Here is an 18343-nt window from a genome sequence, read left to right on the forward strand (position 1 = left end):
GTATTTTAAAATTATTCGCATTTTTGCACCCGCATCAGAAAAGCAGGCCCGTTCGTCTATCGGTTAGGACGCATGGTTTTCATCCATGTAAGAGCGGTTCGATTCCGCTACGGGCTACTAAAAAAGCTTCAGAGAAATCTGGAGCTTTTTTTGTTTTTACATCTTCCCTCTTTTATTGACACAAACTCAGAATCCTTTTTAGCTTTTACAGAAACACTTCTAAATTGAGAAGATCTTTTTACTTCAATCTATCTCACACTAAAAACAAGTTCACATTTTCATCATTCATCCTAAAAGAGACTAACAACTAAAAAAAATAAATAAAAGCGACATAGGGGTAAAATGTGATTTGATTGTATTACTACTATAACAACGGTACAATTCATTAACTTTTAACCTCAAATTGCCTTATGATATCAATTATCCCTGTTGCATTACTATTTTGGTTACTTAAAAAACAACTACCCTATTCCAAAACTTCGGTTCTATAATCATCCATGGGAAGTCAAAATTTACTATACTCCTCTTTCTTTTTGCAATGGCTTCTAAGGCACAAGTAAAGACAGTATGCTATAACGTACTTCACAATGGCACTATCAGTAGCCAGATGCAATTCTATCAAGAGACAAATCATGACGAAATTTTACTAAGAATTTCGTCAGAAGTAAAGACACGATTGATTTTTGAAATTAATATCAAAACAGAGGAAAGTTCTTTTTTTTAAAAATGGAAAACTAATGTCTTCTTACGGAAAACATCACGTTAACGGAAAAGAAAAAGCCAATAAAAGCACCCAATTTATAGATTCAGATTATAAAACTTTATCTGAGAATAAAAAGGGGCAAATCAAACCACAATTTATCGATTATAATCTTATGCTACTCTACAGTAAGGAACCTGTGAATCAAAGTCAGGTCTATTCTGATAGTTTTCAGCAATTCTTAGCCATCAAAAAAACAAACAATCATTCTTATCGCATTGTATTGCCTGATGGAAATTACAATGATTATCATTTTCTGAATGGTGTATGCCAAAAAGTTGAATTACATCACTCACTCTTTACCATCAACATTCAAATTGCTTAAATCAATCTAAAAATCAATCATCATGTTTTCAATCATCAATCACCTTTTTACTACACTAACGCTTTTTGGTGCAGACCCTATTGCAATGGAAAAAATTCATGAAGTAGAAAAAAGTGCTCCAAATCTAATTGTTTATACCCTCCCGCTTGTATTGTTTTTTACCGTGCTTGAATTTGTTGCTTTTTATTTCCTAGAACGAAAAGAATATGATAAAAAAAAGACTATTGGATCTGTACTTATAGGTTTAGGAAATCTAACCGTGAACTTATTAATAAAAACCGGTTTTCTTTATGCTGTTATTGGAATTTACAATATATTGCCTTACCGAATGGAATTCGATTGGTGGAGCTTAATTCCATGTTTCATACTGTATGATTTTTGTTCGTACTGGACGCATCGAATTTCCCATTACTGTCGTTTTTTCTGGGCTACCCATGTAGTTCATCATTCTGCTGATCATTACAATCTTACCGTAAGCTTTAGACAAAGCTGGTTTCAGTATCTTAAAATTGTATTTTTTATTCCGTTAATCTTCGTTGGTTTTCACCCTGCAATATTTTTCATTGCAAATCAGCTGAGTGTATTGTATCAGTTCTGGGTACACACTGAAGCCATTGGAAAGCTGCATCCCTTTATCGAAAAATACTTTGGCACTCCTTCTAATCATCGCGTACATCATGGGAGCGAGAAAAAATATCTGGATAAAAATTTTGGTACTTCCATAAATACTTCCACTTTTGTTCAGGATCGAACAGAGCGCTATAATGTGATAAAGAATAATGGTAAGGGAATAACCGGATGGGTTGGATGGAGTTTTGGAGTAACTTTATTTTAATTTTAAAATGGTTAAATTTTAACTGACATAAATACATGTACCTACTTAAAGAAAAATCAAAAATGGATAAAAAAAATATCATCCTAAATATCGTTTACCTCCCTAAATTAGTCCGTATTTTTGTTAGCCATCAAGTCCTTTGTCCAATGAATTCTATACCTTTGGGAAAGATCATTATTAATAAACATCAATTAAATTAAAACCGGAGAAAACAAACGTAATGGGAAAAGAAATTAAATTATACCGAAATTCAAAAAAAACCAAAAAACTTTTATTCACGTCCTTAGGAGTCTGTCTTATTCTACTTATAGTTATTATTTATAGTGCTGGAATATTTGATAATGAGTTAAAAATTAAACCACTTGTATTTTCATCCGGAGCATTTTTAGTAATGCTCATTCTTTTATTAAAAAGTATTCTGAGTTTAAAAGACAAAAGCCCTTTAATTGAATTAAATAATGAAAATTTTTACGGCAAAACCACACCTATATCAAAATCTTTTGGCGTTGTTAACTGGGAAGATGTAGCTAATATCGAATTAGAAAAAACCGGAGGAGACACTCTGGTAGTTGTCACTATCAACAATCCTGAAAAATACGAAGGAAGACTTTCTAAAATGTTTTGGAATATGGCCTATAACAAAGATGCCCATCAGTTAACTTTAATGTATTCAGCTTCTGAAATTGATATTGACTCCAATGCACTTTTTGCTTTATTTAATACATCTTGGAAACAAAGTACTTCTTCAAATAATTAAGATATTCGAAAAAAAAAAAAAAAAAAAAAAGACTTTGACATAAAGAATGGTATCCAATTAAGAAGTCAGAGATTACAGAAAGAGCTTCAGAGAAATCTGAGGTTTTTTTTATACATTCATTTCGGAAGTACACTGTTATACTAAGTTAATTTTTTTAATCGTTCTTAATTGAAACAAAGAAAATCAATAGTTACAAATATAGTAATGAATGATTAAAAAGGGTACAATGAATCGTTATGGCGTTTCCCTCCGGGTCGGACTGTACGCTAAATCTTTTGCGATAGCGGTATTGATTTGCTTCGCCATAGGGGTTTTAGCATCGCAAAAGGATACCGCTGCCATCCCTAACGCAGTCTTCGATAAAAGAAATTCTAAATTTTAAAATTCCAAATTCCAAAGTATTACGCCTGCAAAAGCTTACCAGCCGATTTATAGAATTTCGCAAATGTTGCCAGTGGTTTCAACTATCGGAGCGCAAAATATGTTGTCATAATTCTGATAAATAGTTTTTTTACCGCAAAGCCCCCAAAGTAAAACCGTAAAGTTGGTAAAACTCTAAAATTAAGCTTTGCGAACTGTACGGTTTTCAGCGGATTCTAAAACTTCCTTGCGCACTTTGCGGTTCAATCACCAACCCATATAAAACAAAAAACCCCGTTTCGTAAGGAACAGGGTTTTTAAAAGAAAGACGCCGCCTCCCGATAGCTATCGGGGCTCCCGCATAACTGCAGTATTTTGTAAAACAAAAAATCCCTCCCGATAAATCGGGAAGGATTCTTAAAAAGAAAGGCGATGACCCCCGATAGCTATCGGAGCTCCCAAATAACTGCAGTATTTTGTAAAACAAAAAATCCCTCCCGATAAATCAGGAAGGATTCTTTAAAATAAAGGCGACGACCCCCGATAGCTATCGGGGCTCCCACATAACAGCAGTATTTGTAAAACAAAAAATCCCTCCGATAAATCGGGAAGGATTCTTAAAAGAAAGGCGACGACCCCTGATAGCTATCGGGGCTCCCGCATAACTGCAGTATTTGTAAAACAAAAAATCCCTCCCGATAAATCGGGAAGGATTCTTAAAAGAAAGGCGACGACATACTCTCCCACATAACTGCAGTACCATCTGCGCAGGCGGGCTTAACTACTCTGTTCGGGATGGGAAGAGGTGAGCCCCGCCGCAATAACCACCTTAAGGCCGTTTTGCAATGGGTAACTAGCTTTAACTAATCAACATTACACAATATCTTAACATACTGAGATAAAGAAAAGTACTTTTATTTACTATTTTTAGAAAGTTTCTTCCCCACACCGTAGTGTGGGGAAAAGGGTGTACATAAGCTTACGGATTATTAGTACTACTCGACTATGACATTACTGCCTTTACATCTATAGCCTATCAACGTGGTCATCTTCCACGATCCTTAAAAGAAATCTCATCTTGTGGTGGGTTTCGCGCTTATATGCTTTCAGCGCTTATCCCTTCCAAACGTAGCTACTCTGCGATGCTCCTGGCGGAACAACAGATACACTAGAGGTTTGTCCAATTCGGTCCTCTCGTACTAGAATCAGATCCACTCAAATTTCTAACGCCCACAGTAGATAGAGACCGAACTGTCTCACGACGTTCTGAACCCAGCTCGCGTGCCACTTTAATGGGCGAACAGCCCAACCCTTGGGACCTTCTCCAGCCCCAGGATGTGACGAGCCGACATCGAGGTGCCAAACCCCCCCGTCGATATGAGCTCTTGGGGGAGATCAGCCTGTTATCCCCGGCGTACCTTTTATCCTTTGAGCGATGGCCCTTCCATGCGGAACCACCGGATCACTATGCTCTACTTTCGTACCTGATCGACCTGTATGTCTCTCAGTCAAGCTCCCTTATGCCATTGCACTCTACGCACGGTTACCAAGCGTACTGAGGGAACCTTTAGAAGCCTCCGTTACTCTTTTGGAGGCGACCACCCCAGTCAAACTACCCACCAAGCAATGTCCCCCGCAAAACGGGGTTAGGCCTCAGATAAACAAAGGGTTGTATTTCAACAATGACTCCACAACGCCTGGCGACGCCACTTCACAGTCTCCAACCTATCCTACACATCATTTATCCAAGGTCAATACTAAGCTATAGTAAAGGTGCACAGGGTCTTTTCGTCCCACTGCGGGTAAACGGCATCTTCACCGTTACTACAATTTCACCGAGCTCATGGCTGAGACAGTGTCCAGATCGTTACACCATTCGTGCAGGTCGGAACTTACCCGACAAGGAATTTCGCTACCTTAGGACCGTTATAGTTACGGCCGCCGTTTACTGGGGCTTCAATTCAATGCTTCTCCGAAGATAACATCTCCTCTTAACCTTCCAGCACCGGGCAGGTGTCAGGCCCTATACTTCATCTTACGATTTTGCAGAGCCCTGTGTTTTTGATAAACAGTCGCCTGGACCTCTTCACTGCGGCCAGCTTGCGCTGGCGACCTTTCTCCCGAAGTTACAGGTCTATTTTGCCTAATTCCTTAGCCATGAATCTCTCGAGCACCTTAGGATTCTCTCCTCAACTACCTGTGTCGGTTTACGGTACTGGTACTAATTACCTGAAGTTTAGAGGTTTTTCTTGGAAGCCCTTAGGCGCACTATCTCTTTGTCCGAAGACTCCGAGTACTATCGTATTTCCCCAAGATCTGTGGATTTGCCTGCAGATCTTATAGGTAGGTACTTCAACGAACTATTCCGTCAGTTCGCGGCGCTTTCATCACTCCGTCACCCCATCACAGTAATTAGTAGTACGGGAATATTAACCCGTTAGCCATCGACTGTCCCTTTCGGGTTCGCCTTAGGACCAGACTAACCCACAGCTGATTAGCATAGCTGTGGAAACCTTAGTTTTTCGGTGTGCGGGTTTCTCGCCCGCATTATCGTTACTTATGCCTACATTTTCTTTTCTAACCAGTCCAGCATGCCTTACGACACACCTTCAACCCTGTTAGAATGCTCCCCTACCACTTAGAGTAAACTCTAAATCCATAGCTTCGGTAATATACTTATGCCCGATTATTATCCATGCTCGTCCGCTCGACTAGTGAGCTGTTACGCACTCTTTAAATGAATGGCTGCTTCCAAGCCAACATCCTAGCTGTCTGGGCAGACAAACCTCGTTCTTTCAACTTAGTATATATTTGGGGACCTTAGCTGATGGTCTGGGTTCTTTCCCTCTCGGACTTGGACCTTAGCACCCAAGCCCTCACTGTTAGTGAACATTATATAGCATTCGGAGTTTGTCAGGAATTGGTAGGCGGTGAAGCCCCCGCATCCAATCAGTAGCTCTACCTCTATATAACTTTATAACTAACGCTGCACCTAAATGCATTTCGGGGAGTACGAGCTATTTCCGAGTTTGATTGGCCTTTCACCCCTACCCACAGGTCATCCGAAGACTTTTCAACGTCAACCGGTTCGGACCTCCACTATGTGTTACCACAGCTTCATCCTGCCCATGGGTAGATCACACGGTTTCGCGTCTAACACTACTGACTAAAGCGCCCTATTCAGACTCGCTTTCGCTACGGATCCGTGGCTAAACCACTTAACCTTGCCAGCAACGTTAACTCGTAGGCTCATTATGCAAAAGGCACGCCGTCACCCCACGAAAGGGCTCCGACCGCTTGTAAGCGTATGGTTTCAGGATCTATTTCACTCCGTTATTCACGGTTCTTTTCACCTTTCCCTCACGGTACTGGTTCACTATCGGTCTCTCAGGAGTATTTAGCCTTAGCGGATGGTCCCGCCAAATTCAGACAGGGTTTCACGTGCCCCGCCCTACTCAGGATACCACTATCTATTACATTTATTACCCGTACGGGACTATCACCCTCTATGGTGTCACTTTCCAGTAACTTCCGGTTCTGCATGCATAAAATATCGTGGTCCTACAACCCCAACAATGCCGTAACATCATTGGTTTGGGCTAATCCGCGTTCGCTCGCCACTACTTACGGAATCACTTTTGTTTTCTTCTCCTCCGCCTACTTAGATGTTTCAGTTCAGCGGGTTTGCCCACCTATCGGTGTACTATGTCTTCAACATAGTGGGTTGCCCCATTCAGGTATCTGCGGATCAATCGGTGTGTGCCCGTCCCCGCAGCTTTTCGCAGCTTATCACGCCTTTCATCGCCTCTGAGAGCCAAGGCATCCCCCATACGCCCTTATTTTGCTTATTGTACCAATCATAAATTAATATGACCGTTTTTTTTTGTCTTTTATTATTCGTATCACTACTTATAACAAAAACGCTTTCTACTTTTTATTATTTTCTTATCTCAATATGTCAATGAACTTTATTTATGTCGAAAGTTGTAAAGCCTAAGGTCATAAAGTCATACTTTTGACTTTCAGACTTTAGTCTTTCGACTAAATTTGTGGAGAATAACGGAGTCGAACCGTTGACCTCCTGCGTGCAAGGCAGGCGCTCTAGCCAGCTGAGCTAATCCCCCATTTTTCAATCTTAGATTGTAGAATTCAGATTTTAGATTCTTGAATTCTTCTCTAATCTCTTTTGGTGAATTCCAACTTCCAGAATTTCCTTTTTTTAAGAGCAAAATAGTTGTCTCGGACAGACTCGAACTGTCGACCCCTACATTATCAGTGTAGTACTCTAACCAGCTGAGCTACGAGACACTCTTATTCTTAAAATTTATTATTTGAACTAACAGCAAGAGTAAAATATTCTCAAAATCAAAACCTTTAAAGCTTCTTCTTTTTTCCTCAGCGTGCATTACTGCTAACACTCGAGGCTCTAGAAAGGAGGTGTTCCAGCCGCACCTTCCGGTACGGCTACCTTGTTACGACTTAGCCCTAGTTACCAGTTTTACCCTAGGCAGCTCCTTGCGGTCACCGACTTCAGGCACCCCCAGCTTCCATGGCTTGACGGGCGGTGTGTACAAGGCCCGGGAACGTATTCACCGGATCATGGCTGATATCCGATTACTAGCGATTCCAGCTTCACGGAGTCGAGTTGCAGACTCCGATCCGAACTGTGACCGGTTTTATAGATTCGCTCCTGGTCGCCCAGTGGCTGCTCTCTGTACCGGCCATTGTAGCACGTGTGTAGCCCAAGGCGTAAGGGCCGTGATGATTTGACGTCATCCCCACCTTCCTCACAGTTTGCACTGGCAGTCTTGTTAGAGTTCCCGACTTGACTCGCTGGCAACTAACAACAGGGGTTGCGCTCGTTATAGGACTTAACCTGACACCTCACGGCACGAGCTGACGACAACCATGCAGCACCTTGTAAATTGTCTTGCGAAAGATCTGTTTCCAAACCGGTCAATCTACATTTAAGCCTTGGTAAGGTTCCTCGCGTATCATCGAATTAAACCACATGCTCCACCGCTTGTGCGGGCCCCCGTCAATTCCTTTGAGTTTCATTCTTGCGAACGTACTCCCCAGGTGGGATACTTATCACTTTCGCTTAGCCACTGAAATTGCTCCCAACAGCTAGTATCCATCGTTTACGGCGTGGACTACCAGGGTATCTAATCCTGTTCGCTACCCACGCTTTCGTCCATCAGCGTCAATCAATTAGTAGTAACCTGCCTTCGCAATTGGTATTCCATGTAATCTCTAAGCATTTCACCGCTACACTACATATTCTAGTTACTTCCTAATAATTCAAGTCTAACAGTATCAATGGCCGTTCCACCGTTGAGCGATGGGCTTTCACCACTGACTTATTAAACCGCCTACGGACCCTTTAAACCCAATGATTCCGGATAACGCTTGGATCCTCCGTATTACCGCGGCTGCTGGCACGGAGTTAGCCGATCCTTATTCTTACGATACCGTCAAGCTACTTCACGAAGTAGTGTTTCTTCTCGTATAAAAGCAGTTTACAATCCATAGGACCGTCATCCTGCACGCGGCATGGCTGGATCAGGCTTGCGCCCATTGTCCAATATTCCTCACTGCTGCCTCCCGTAGGAGTCTGGTCCGTGTCTCAGTACCAGTGTGGGGGATCTCCCTCTCAGGACCCCTACCCATCGTAGCCTTGGTAAGCCGTTACCTTACCAACTAGCTAATGGGACGCATGCTCATCTTTTACCGTTGTGACTTTAATAGTGGTTTCATGCGAAACTGCTATACTATGAGGTATTAATCCAAATTTCTCTGGGCTATCCCTCTGTAAAAGGTAGATTGCATACGCGTTACGCACCCGTGCGCCGGTCTCTAAATCCGAAGACTTATACCCCTCGACTTGCATGTGTTAAGCCTGCCGCTAGCGTTCATCCTGAGCCAGGATCAAACTCTTCATCGTATATTGTTGATCTGATTTGCATCAAATCGTATTGTTATTCGAATCAGTCTCTATCGGTTCTTTTCTAATCTCTCGATTATCTTACTCTTTATTCTTTTGCCTTAACATCTCTGTTAAAGCGGCTGTCAATTCAATATGTCTACGAACGTGTCTTCTTTTTTAATAGCGCTTGTTTCTCAAAGCGGGTGCAAAAGTAGAAAATTTATTTTAACCGGCAAGTAAATTTTGAAGTTTTTTTTTAGAAAATTTCTTTTCCTTTTCTTCTCATCTCCCAACCAGCCTATCAATGAACTTTCCGTATTTTGCGGGGTGCAAATGTAACATCTGTTTTCAAATCTCGCAAGCTTTTTGAAATCTTTTTTGAAAATAAATTCTCAGTTTTGATTCGTTGTGCCTGCCAGTATTTCAGTGAACGTCTGTCGTTGTTGCGGGTGCAAAAGTACACTCTTTATTTACATTTACAAGCCTTTTGTTTATATAATTTCCATCTTTTTTAAAACTTTTTCTTAACACTCTGATAACACCAACCTTAAGCTTTTACCTTTTTCCGGGTTTATACGAATTTTCGCAAGGGCTTTGTGTTTTTCGTAATATCAACTTTGGAAGAAGTACCATTTTTATGGACCTGGCAACCGTAAGCATCATTTTTTGATTACTCTATAATATATGACAACAGACATATTATATAGGATGAGCCATTTTATGTGAATCTTGACACCTATATATAGGTAGATCGTATTTTGTTTTTTGAATTACATGTTGCTTTCTAAATACACTTACGAAAGTCTAATTTGATTCTGTTATTATTACTCATCTACACTATGAGGATCTGAAATAAGCATCTCATTAATTTCACTTAGTAGTTCAAATTCATCCATAGGAAACATCTGGAGTGCAATCTCTAAAATAAGCGCCACATTAATAGAAGGATTTTTACCGGTACCCGAAATTTTATGTGCATCCTGTTCGAGTGCCAAAACACATAATTTGATCATGTTGGTAATCACACAACCAAGCTCATAATAATTTACCAGCTTAATTTGAGCCGTATAAATCTCTGTTGTATCATTAGCGGGTTTTAGCGTGTTGAAATACGGAGCAATTAACTTTCTAAGATTATTTAAATTTTTAATTTCATTTGTTTCCATCATATACCTTTTTTACTTTTATTTTCTCAACAAATATATACAAAAAAACAGACTTATTTGACTGGAAGTATACGTTCCTGTTTTTTCAACTACTTTCTTATACTTTTCACTTTTATAATAAGGAGAAAATGAGAAAAACTGAAGTGCCAGAATCTGTAAAAATTGTTGGAAGCAACATAAAAAAGATTATCAAAGAAAAAAATCTTAAAGTAAGAAACGTTGCTCATGATTCAGATTTAGATATTGAAGCATTAAGGAGATATATGTTAGGTAAACAAATTATGGGTATCGACAAACTTATTCGTATCAGTAAAGCGCTGAACGTAGAAATATCAGAATTATTTACGACAATATAATTTTAAAATATTTAAGATCATTTTAATACAAAAAGCAAAAAGCCATCATTATGGAATGGCTTTCTTTGATTTTAATTGGTAAACACTGTTTACAAATCATCATTCTTGTTGTCGACATATTTGAGCGGTCAAGCAAAAGTCTCCATTAAAATTGACTTAATTCAATTAACCAATATCGCAGCGCATTGTTGTAATTAGTTTTTTGAAACCTGCTTTTTCGTATGCTTTAACTGCCGTTTCGTTATCATGATATACTTCAAGTCTGACTTCAGTAATCCCTTGAGATAAAACCCATTTCTTAAGATCATTGAGTAAAAGACGATTAAGCCCATTTGCTCTAAATTCCGGACTTACAAACATGAATCCCAGATACCCGAATGACTCATGCTTTTCGTATGCTTTTGCAGCTCGTATTTGTGCATATCCGCAACCTATAACCTGATCGTCAAGGTCGATGACCAGAATTTCTGTCGCCTTATCTTCTATAAGTTTTTCTATATCATAGTAAAATATTTCTCCCTCTTTTAATGTTGGGTCGAACGGACGTTCTGTTTCGACAAGAATCTGCAGAAACTCAGCAAGTTTAGGCAAATCAGTTTTCGTGGCAGGCCTGATCAGTATGTCTTTAATATTTATTCCCATGTTTTGAATATATGTAAATACTTTTTGAGTAAAATTAGTTCTTTTTAAGAGCAGCAACCATCATAAAAATAGGTCTTCTTAATTCGTCTTTCATTTCCGGATATTTTTCGATAATTTCATCCGATGGCTTGGGTTCGGATACTTGCTGAATACTGAAATTCGCCTCTACTACTGCATTTAATATACCCGCTACCGTTCTATGATACTTAATTACCTGATGTCCTAAAAAATTCGTTTGCCTTATTCCTTCGTCCTGATAATTATCAACTGGCCAATGCAATCTCTTTCCGCTTTCGTCCTTAAACCAATCTTGTTCCGATTTTGATGTAAAGACCGGATGTTCTATTGAGAAAACAAAGCTGCCTCCTTTTTTCAAGAATCGATTGATTTTACGGAAGATAACATTCAGATCTTCTATATAATGAAAAGTAAGCGAACTAAAGACAATATCAAACTGCTCATTTTCAAATTCAATATCTTCGATTGGCATCTGATGATACTCAATTGATACCTGTTTTGAATTTTCTTTTGCTTTATCAATCATTTTCTTCGACAAGTCAACCCCAATTACATTTTCAGCTCCTTGTTCTTTTGCATATATACAATGCCAGCCGTAACCACAACCCAGATCGAGAACATTTTTCCCCTGAAAACCCGGCAACATTTTTTTTAAAATATGCCACTCTCCTGCTGCATTCAAACCATCGATCGAGCGGGGCATTTTGGCATAATTTTCAAAGAATTCTCTATCATCATAAATATTTTGTTTCATTTCTTTTTTTTCTTTTTCATTAAACATCTTCCCTTTGCCAAAGGATTTCAGATTTTTACTTATAATAACCATTCTAAAAATCCCAATATTCAAATATATAAAAAGTTCATTTAAACTGATTCCACATTATTTCGACAAGCATTGTTTCAGCTGCCCTCAACTGTATTGAACTATTTTTCTTTTTTAATACTATTAACTTCACCAATAATAGCATACTTCAATCTTTCACCCGAAAACCAAACTTATTATTATTCTGTAATGATCTGAAAAACAAATATTCAATCAAAATAAAAATATTTTTGCAGGCTTAAATATTCTTTTATACATTTGCAGACCAAACGGTCGGTTTTCTATGAAAGACACTAAACAATATATTCTTGACACAGCCTTTAAATTGTTCTTAAAAAAAACGTTTAAAGAAGTCACTATGAAAGAAATTGTCGAAGCTACAGATTTATCAAAAGGAGCTTTCTATCACTATTTTTCGAGTAAAGAACAGTTATTTCGCGAAATAGTGGAGACTTATTACCTGACTCAAATGCTGATTGGATACGAACAATTTGACCAAAGTTCCTTACGGGCTTTTTACAATGATTATCTTAATCATGTCGACACAAAAGAAAATGCACTGGCGAATGAAGGTGATACTAACGCAAATTACTTTAGTCTGGTGTTTGAAGCCATAAGACTCTTTCCGGAAACAAAAGTAAAGTTTGCAGAAAACAATGCTCTGGAAATAAAGATATGGTCAAACGTGATCGCCAGGGCAAAGAAAAATGGGGAAATTAAATCTGAAATGAGTGATGAAAATATTGCCCAGCTATTTTTATTCTCAGTTGATGCAACTAGCCTTCGCCTGTTGCTGCTTGAGGAAAAAAATAATAGAAAAATGCTTCAAAAAAAACTTATTGGATTTTGGGATAGTTTCTATAAACAACTTAAATCATGATCTCTAAGTTCCCTCTTTAAAAGGTCAAAACACCAATACCTGATCAAATTTCTGCGCTAGCAATTCGAGTTTAATTTGCTGCCCAGCTTTAATTTTTTTTACAAATACAAACCAAACGGTCGGTTTAAAAACAGTTTTAAATAAAAATCATCTACAACGATTATCTATGCTGATCATTAAAATTCTTAAATCATAATTTAACATGAAAACAAAATCGAAAAAATATATCTTTTGGATCATTATAATGATCGTACTATTGAATTCTATCGGGATGTCGATAGTACTGCCCCTTTTGCCCTTTATAGTGGGCAAATATCTTCCCGCTCCTCAAATTGTTGTGGGTATGAGCATTCTTTTATCTGTTTTTGCAGCCTGTACTTTTTTTGCTGCACCTATTTTTGGCGCATTAAGTGACCGATATGGGCGAAAAAAAATTCTTATATTGAGTTTATTGGGTTCTGTTATTGGTTATGTCTTATTTGGAATTGGAGGGGCGCTTTGGGTACTTTTCCTGGGGCGAATTATTGATGGCCTTACGGCTGGAAATATTAGTATTTTATTTGCTTATATATCTGATACTACTGACCCAAAGGAGCGAACCAAATGGTTTGGCTACATAGGCTCTGCAATGGGAATAGGTAAATTGGGTGGTCCCGCATTGGGCGGATTACTGGGAAGTATTTCTCTTTCGTTGCCTTTTTTTGTTACGGCAGCATTAATATTTCTTTCTGGTCTGGCGACGTATTTTTTATTACCTGAATCTTTGGCTCCCGAAAAAAGGGCGAAACATTTAACGCTTGATAGTTTTAATGTCTTTTCGCATTTTAAAGATATATTCAGCCTGAAAGAAGTTAAATTACTACTCGTTGTGGGAATGCTTTTTTTTGCTGCATTGGGCATTTTTCAGTTTAATTTCACCATTTTTCTGAAAGATATTTACAAATGGGGACCTGCATTTATTGGGACAATGCTAACGCTTGTTGGTATTTGTGAAATTATTTCACGCGCTGTGTTATTGCCCTGGTTATTGAAACGTTTTAGCGAGAGAAATATCGGAATTGGTGGTTTAGTTGGTTTTGGAGTTGGTTTGGGATTCATTCTGTTAAGCATATTTGTTCCTTCAATACTTATTATTTCACTGGCAGTCATTTTTATAATTACCGGCGAAGGATTATTTGACCCCACTTATAACTCGAAATTGTCACACTCGATTGTCGAAAGCCAACAGGGAAAATTACAGGGGGTGAACCAGAGTATACAATCAGCAAATAACGTAATTATGCCGCTGGCTGCAGCTGCCATCTATTTTTACAGTCCTGCGACATTGTATGCAACAGCTACATTTATTGTAGTTGTGGCTGTTATTGTATATGCTAAATATATACCCAAAAGAAAATCGGTTTGAGCAAGCAAACCATATTTTTACTAACTTTTATTCAATGCTGGCGCTGGCGTCCCGCTCGTGAACTCAAAGTATATTTAATTTGAACGTATCTATTTTAGGATTAAGTTTAAATTTGTAAACTCCTTTCAGGACGAGACACAGGTTTATTCTTTGTCGATTTCCTTTGCGCCACACGAAAGGATTCGTGCGGGAGGGGAGGTCATGGCGATCTGCAAAAATTCTGAATTAACTAAAAAAAATGCGTAAAGATCAAAAAGATCTTTACGCATGATAAAAACAACCAACTCCTGATGGAGTTACTATACTATATTTTCAAAAAAGAATCAGCATCTATTAATTTGTTTCCTGTTTCATCATAAACAGCATAATTAAAACCGCTCTGAACACAATAAGAACCATACTCGCCTGCTTTGTTCAGGGCAATAAAACCTACCTGAATATCTTTTAAATCTTTCTTTCTGTTTTGGGTGAGCTTTATAATTCTGGCAACAGCTTCTTCGCAGGCTTTTTGGGGTGATTTGCCTTGTCGCATCAATTCTACCACGAGATGACAACCTGAAATACGAATTACTTCTTCGCCATGACCTGTGGCTGTAGCTGCTCCGATTTCGTTATCTACATACAAACCTGCTCCTATAATTGGAGAATCTCCAATACGCCCGTGCATTTTAAAAGCCATTCCGCTTGTGGTGCAGGCGCCTGAAAGATTTCCGTTAGCATCCAGCGCGATCATCCCAATGGTATCGTGGTTTTCGATATTGGCAATAGGTTTGTATTTACTGTCTTTGAGCCATTCTTTCCATTCTTTTTCAGACTCTTCTGTTAATAGGTTTTCTTTTTTAAAGCCTTGTTCTACTGCAAATTGCAAAGCTCCGTCTCCTACTAACATAACATGAGGTGTTTTTTCCATCACTGCTCTTGCAACTGATATAGGATGTTTTATATATTCTAAACAAGCCACTGAACCGACATTGGCATTTTCATCCATAATACAGGCGTCTAACGTTACGCGACCATCTCTGTCCGGACGTCCGCCATATCCTACGCTTCTTTCTTTGGGATCGCCTTCCGGAATTTTAACTCCCGCTTCGACAGCATCAAGTGCCGTTCCTTTATTTTTTAAAACTTCCCAGGCCGCTTCGTTTGCCGGGATTCCAAATCGCCAGGTCGAAAGTACAATAGGCTTTTTTCCTTTTTTAGATACCAATATTTTTTCTTCTTCTGAATCAGAATTAAAAGATTGCAATGCAACAGCTACCGAAGCTATTGCTGCTGTTTTTATGAAATTTCTACGATTTGAATTTGTCATATTAAATTTTTTTTTTGCCACATATTAAAGGATTTTAATGATTTATCCATGGAAATGTTATAAACTTTATAAAATTTTAGCACCTGATCTGAATATGACATTACTTGTTCATTAAAATAATATCAAGCAAAAATTCAACAAGAATTTTAAGCCAATTTCTCTTTTTCTTTGTCGTCTCAGTCTTTTCCATTGTAAATTTTATTTATTACTACAGATTAAAAAAATCTTTTAAAATCCTTTAATATGTGGCAAAAATTATCTGCAATGTAAATTTATAAAAACCTAAGCTGTATAAAGCAAACTTGTAGCTCCCAATAATGCTGCTATTTCATTATCTGTCGAAATAGAAACGCTAACATTGCTTCCTGCTTCTTTTATTTTTTTATTAAAAACAGGTAAGAAAAATTCGCTTGCGTTTGCTATTTTCCCTCCAATAATAAAACTATCTGCTGAGAAATTCTCTAACCACGGAGTCACAATTGCAGCTAAATCTTCTCCCATTTTTTCAAATGTTTTTATCGCAACTTTATCTTCGGCTTTAGCCAAATTAAAAAGCTCTAATCCGTTGTTTATTTTTTTTCCGCTTAAAGCGAAATAACCAGCAATAAGACCACGTGCAGAAACATAATCTTCGGCGATTCCGTCTTTGTACGGAAGGTCATATATTTCTCCGTCTTTTGGAACCAAATCTCCTGTACTAATCGATTCTCCTTTGTCTATAAAACAAGCTCCAAGTCCTGTACCCAATGTAATTGCCATTACTTTTTTAGAAAGATTCTGAGCGTCTTTAAAAACTTCTCCTTTACCAAAACAGACTGCGTCGTTTTCGAAAAGAACCGGAAAATCATTTGAAAGATTCAATTTATCCTGAAACAAATCACGGACATTCAATCCGTAAAAATGCTCGTATTTCGACTGCCCTTTTATCCAGCAAACTCCATTGGTATAATCAAATGGTCCAGGCATGCAAACTGCCAATCCTGTTGTATTTTCTACTTTAGAATTTTCGACAGAAGTCCTGATTGCTTTTTCCCAAATGGTCATCACTTCTTCTACTGGCATATTAGAATCGAATGACTCTTTGTGCAGCGAAAAATCAATCACTTTCATATCTGTTATATCAATAACCGCTGCGGTAATATGTGTGCCACCAATGTCTAATCCAACGGCATATTCTTTATTCATTATTCTGTATTTTGGAATTGAACCATTAAAGGGATTAATTGAATCTGGCTTTTGGGGCTGAATTAATACCTAACAGGTTTTAAAAACCTGTTAGGATACTTATAAACTTAATCTCTTAATGGTAAATTTATTTTTTATATGTTTTTGTCTTTTAAAATTTGAGGATAGTGAATGCTGGTATGAACGATCATTTCTCCAAAAAGTGTATTTGCCCAGGCGAACCATTTTCTGGTAAATTTGGTTACATCGTCTTTATGAAAAGACTCGTGCATAAATCCTGTATCGGCATTTGTTTTGATCAGATTGCTAATACACGCTTTTATCTCTTTTTCGTCTACACTGGTAATGGCTCTTAAAACAATACTCATAGGCCAGATCGTATCTGTTCCTGTGTGAGGTCCGCCCACTCCCTCGCCTGCTTTTCCTTTATAGAAAAACGGATTGTTTTCTGAAAGCACGACTTTTCTTGTATTCAGATACAATTGATTATCGGGTTCAATGGCGCCTAAATAAGGTAATGATAATAATGAAGGAACATTGGCATCATCCATCATATGGAAACTTCCGTAACCGTTTACTTCAAAAGCAATGATTTTTCCGAATTTTGGATGATCGATGATTCCGTTTTCTTCTAATCCTTTCTGAACCTGACCTTGTAATTCTTTGGCTTTAGCTACTAAATTATCGTCTTTTAATGCCGGTAAAGAGAAAATTTCCTGAAGATATCCTAACACTTCAATAGCAAACATATTACTCGGAATCAAATACCCAAACAAAGTACTATCATCACTTGGTCTAAAAGTCGAAACGATTAATCCGCATGGTTTTACCGGATAACCGTAACCGCCTAAAGGTACGCCATCTGTAGCCCAAGCCGTTACTCTCTGAAAATTATACGGGCCTTTATCCGTCCAGCGTTGTTGCTCTTTGAAAGTTTGCAGTACTAACAGCATCGCTTCTTTCCATTTGCTGTCGAACATACTGATATCTCCTGTTTCTTTCCAATATCCGTGGGCCAGTCTTATTGGGTAACATAAACTATCAATTTCCCATTTGCGTTCGTGGATACCAGGTTGCATTTTGGTCATGTCATTTTTCCACTCGCTTACCTGATTAAAATCTTTATAAAAAGCATTCGCATAAGGATCTAGCAAAATACATTTTGTCTGGCGGTTGATTACTCCTTTTACCAATTCTGCCAGTTTTTTATCTTCTTTTACAAACGGAATATACGGCCATATTTGCGCGGTACTGTCACGTAGCCACATGGCATCGATATCGCCTGTAATGACATAGGTATCGGGTTTTCCGTCGATGATTTCAAAATCTACGGTTGTGTCTAATGTGTTTGGGAAACAGTTTTCGAATAACCAGGCCAATTCCGGATTTGCGATTTGCTTTTTGATTCTTACGATTGCTGCTTCAACAGCTTTACTCGTAAATTTTCTTTCGGCTAATGGTGGTCTTTTGGTAATAAAATCTTTTAATGCAAAATTAAAAGCATCTGAATTCATTCCGAAAACATCGGTTTGAAGTGCTAATAATCCTGCTGAAAAAATCCCTGTGTTTTTTATAAATTTTCTACGTGATTGCATC

At 38.2% G+C, this 18343-nt stretch carries 12 protein-coding genes, 3 tRNA genes and 3 rRNA genes; 7 read left to right on the forward strand and 11 right to left on the reverse strand.

Annotated features, from left to right (window positions below; all coding sequences use genetic code 11):
* The first annotated feature begins 45 nt into the window (after window positions 1-45).
* The 4 genes from ACQY44_RS20420 (at window position 46) to ACQY44_RS20435 (ending at window position 2677) form a co-directional block, all read left to right on the forward strand.
* Window positions 46-117, forward strand: a tRNA-Glu gene (locus tag ACQY44_RS20420).
* A 566-nt stretch (window positions 118-683) separates the two neighbouring features.
* Window positions 684-1085 (forward strand): DUF6134 family protein, encoded by a 402-nt coding sequence (locus ACQY44_RS20425; protein WP_428232116.1) that lies wholly within the window; start codon window positions 684-686, stop codon window positions 1083-1085.
* Between the two features lie 22 nt (window positions 1086-1107).
* Window positions 1108-1920 carry a sterol desaturase family protein gene (locus ACQY44_RS20430; RefSeq protein WP_428232117.1) on the forward strand — a complete coding sequence of 271 codons (813 nt, stop codon included), beginning with the start codon at window positions 1108-1110 and terminating at the stop codon, window positions 1918-1920.
* A gap of 220 nt (window positions 1921-2140) precedes the next feature.
* Entirely contained in the window at window positions 2141-2677 is a 537-nt protein-coding gene (locus tag ACQY44_RS20435; RefSeq protein ID WP_428232118.1) for an STM3941 family protein, read from the forward strand.
* 1082 nt (window positions 2678-3759) lie between these two features.
* On the opposite strand, the gene rrf is transcribed toward ACQY44_RS20435, so the two are convergent.
* The 6 genes from rrf to ACQY44_RS20465 all read right to left on the reverse strand — a co-directional run bounded on the left by rrf (window position 3760) and on the right by ACQY44_RS20465 (window position 10129).
* Window positions 3760-3869 (reverse strand): 5S ribosomal RNA (gene rrf, locus ACQY44_RS20440).
* A 137-nt stretch (window positions 3870-4006) separates the two neighbouring features.
* Window positions 4007-6888 (reverse strand): 23S ribosomal RNA (locus ACQY44_RS20445).
* Between the two features lie 199 nt (window positions 6889-7087).
* A tRNA-Ala gene (locus ACQY44_RS20450) sits at window positions 7088-7161 on the reverse strand.
* Between the two features lie 110 nt (window positions 7162-7271).
* Window positions 7272-7345 (reverse strand) — tRNA-Ile (locus ACQY44_RS20455).
* A 122-nt stretch (window positions 7346-7467) separates the two neighbouring features.
* Window positions 7468-8981 (reverse strand): 16S ribosomal RNA (locus ACQY44_RS20460).
* The 16S, 23S and 5S rRNA genes sit together here with 2 tRNA genes alongside, the layout of an rRNA operon.
* Window positions 8982-9787: 806 nt before the next feature.
* Window positions 9788-10129 carry a hypothetical protein gene (locus tag ACQY44_RS20465; protein ID WP_428232119.1) on the reverse strand — a complete coding sequence of 114 codons (342 nt, stop codon included), beginning with the start codon at window positions 10127-10129 and terminating at the stop codon, window positions 9788-9790.
* Window positions 10130-10257: 128 nt separating this feature from the next.
* Here ACQY44_RS20465 and ACQY44_RS20470 point away from each other — a divergent pair, with 128 nt between their 5' ends.
* Window positions 10258-10485, forward strand: coding sequence for a helix-turn-helix domain-containing protein (locus tag ACQY44_RS20470; protein ID WP_428232120.1), 228 nt, complete (start codon window positions 10258-10260; stop codon window positions 10483-10485).
* Between the two features lie 165 nt (window positions 10486-10650).
* Here ACQY44_RS20470 and ACQY44_RS20475 read toward each other — a convergent pair whose 3' ends face one another.
* Window positions 10651-11127 (reverse strand): N-acetyltransferase family protein, encoded by a 477-nt coding sequence (locus ACQY44_RS20475; RefSeq protein ID WP_428232121.1) that lies wholly within the window; start codon window positions 11125-11127, stop codon window positions 10651-10653.
* Between the two features lie 34 nt (window positions 11128-11161).
* Window positions 11162-11899 carry a class I SAM-dependent methyltransferase gene (locus ACQY44_RS20480; RefSeq protein WP_428232122.1) on the reverse strand — a complete coding sequence of 246 codons (738 nt, stop codon included), beginning with the start codon at window positions 11897-11899 and terminating at the stop codon, window positions 11162-11164.
* 352 nt (window positions 11900-12251) lie between these two features.
* Between ACQY44_RS20480 and ACQY44_RS20485 the strand changes: the two genes are divergently transcribed.
* Together ACQY44_RS20485 and ACQY44_RS20490 are read left to right on the forward strand one after the other, a co-directional pair.
* Window positions 12252-12848 carry a TetR/AcrR family transcriptional regulator gene (locus ACQY44_RS20485; protein WP_428232123.1) on the forward strand — a complete coding sequence of 199 codons (597 nt, stop codon included), beginning with the start codon at window positions 12252-12254 and terminating at the stop codon, window positions 12846-12848.
* A 202-nt stretch (window positions 12849-13050) separates the two neighbouring features.
* Window positions 13051-14253 (forward strand): MFS transporter, encoded by a 1203-nt coding sequence (locus ACQY44_RS20490; RefSeq protein WP_428232124.1) that lies wholly within the window; start codon window positions 13051-13053, stop codon window positions 14251-14253.
* Window positions 14254-14557: 304 nt separating this feature from the next.
* On the opposite strand, the gene ACQY44_RS20495 is transcribed toward ACQY44_RS20490, so the two are convergent.
* From ACQY44_RS20495 to ACQY44_RS20505, 3 genes are all read right to left on the reverse strand, one after another.
* Window positions 14558-15562 carry an isoaspartyl peptidase/L-asparaginase family protein gene (locus tag ACQY44_RS20495; RefSeq protein WP_428232125.1) on the reverse strand — a complete coding sequence of 335 codons (1005 nt, stop codon included), beginning with the start codon at window positions 15560-15562 and terminating at the stop codon, window positions 14558-14560.
* Between the two features lie 282 nt (window positions 15563-15844).
* Entirely contained in the window at window positions 15845-16747 is a 903-nt protein-coding gene (locus ACQY44_RS20500; RefSeq protein WP_428232126.1) for an ROK family protein, read from the reverse strand.
* A gap of 134 nt (window positions 16748-16881) precedes the next feature.
* The gene (locus ACQY44_RS20505) at window positions 16882-18342 is read right to left on the reverse strand and encodes a glycoside hydrolase family 125 protein (RefSeq protein WP_428232127.1); all 1461 of its coding nucleotides are present in this window, start codon (window positions 18340-18342) and stop codon (window positions 16882-16884) included.
* Window position 18343 lies beyond the last annotated feature (1 nt).

This window comes from Flavobacterium sp. (genome assembly GCF_965277525.1).
Taxonomy (GTDB): domain Bacteria; phylum Bacteroidota; class Bacteroidia; order Flavobacteriales; family Flavobacteriaceae; genus Flavobacterium.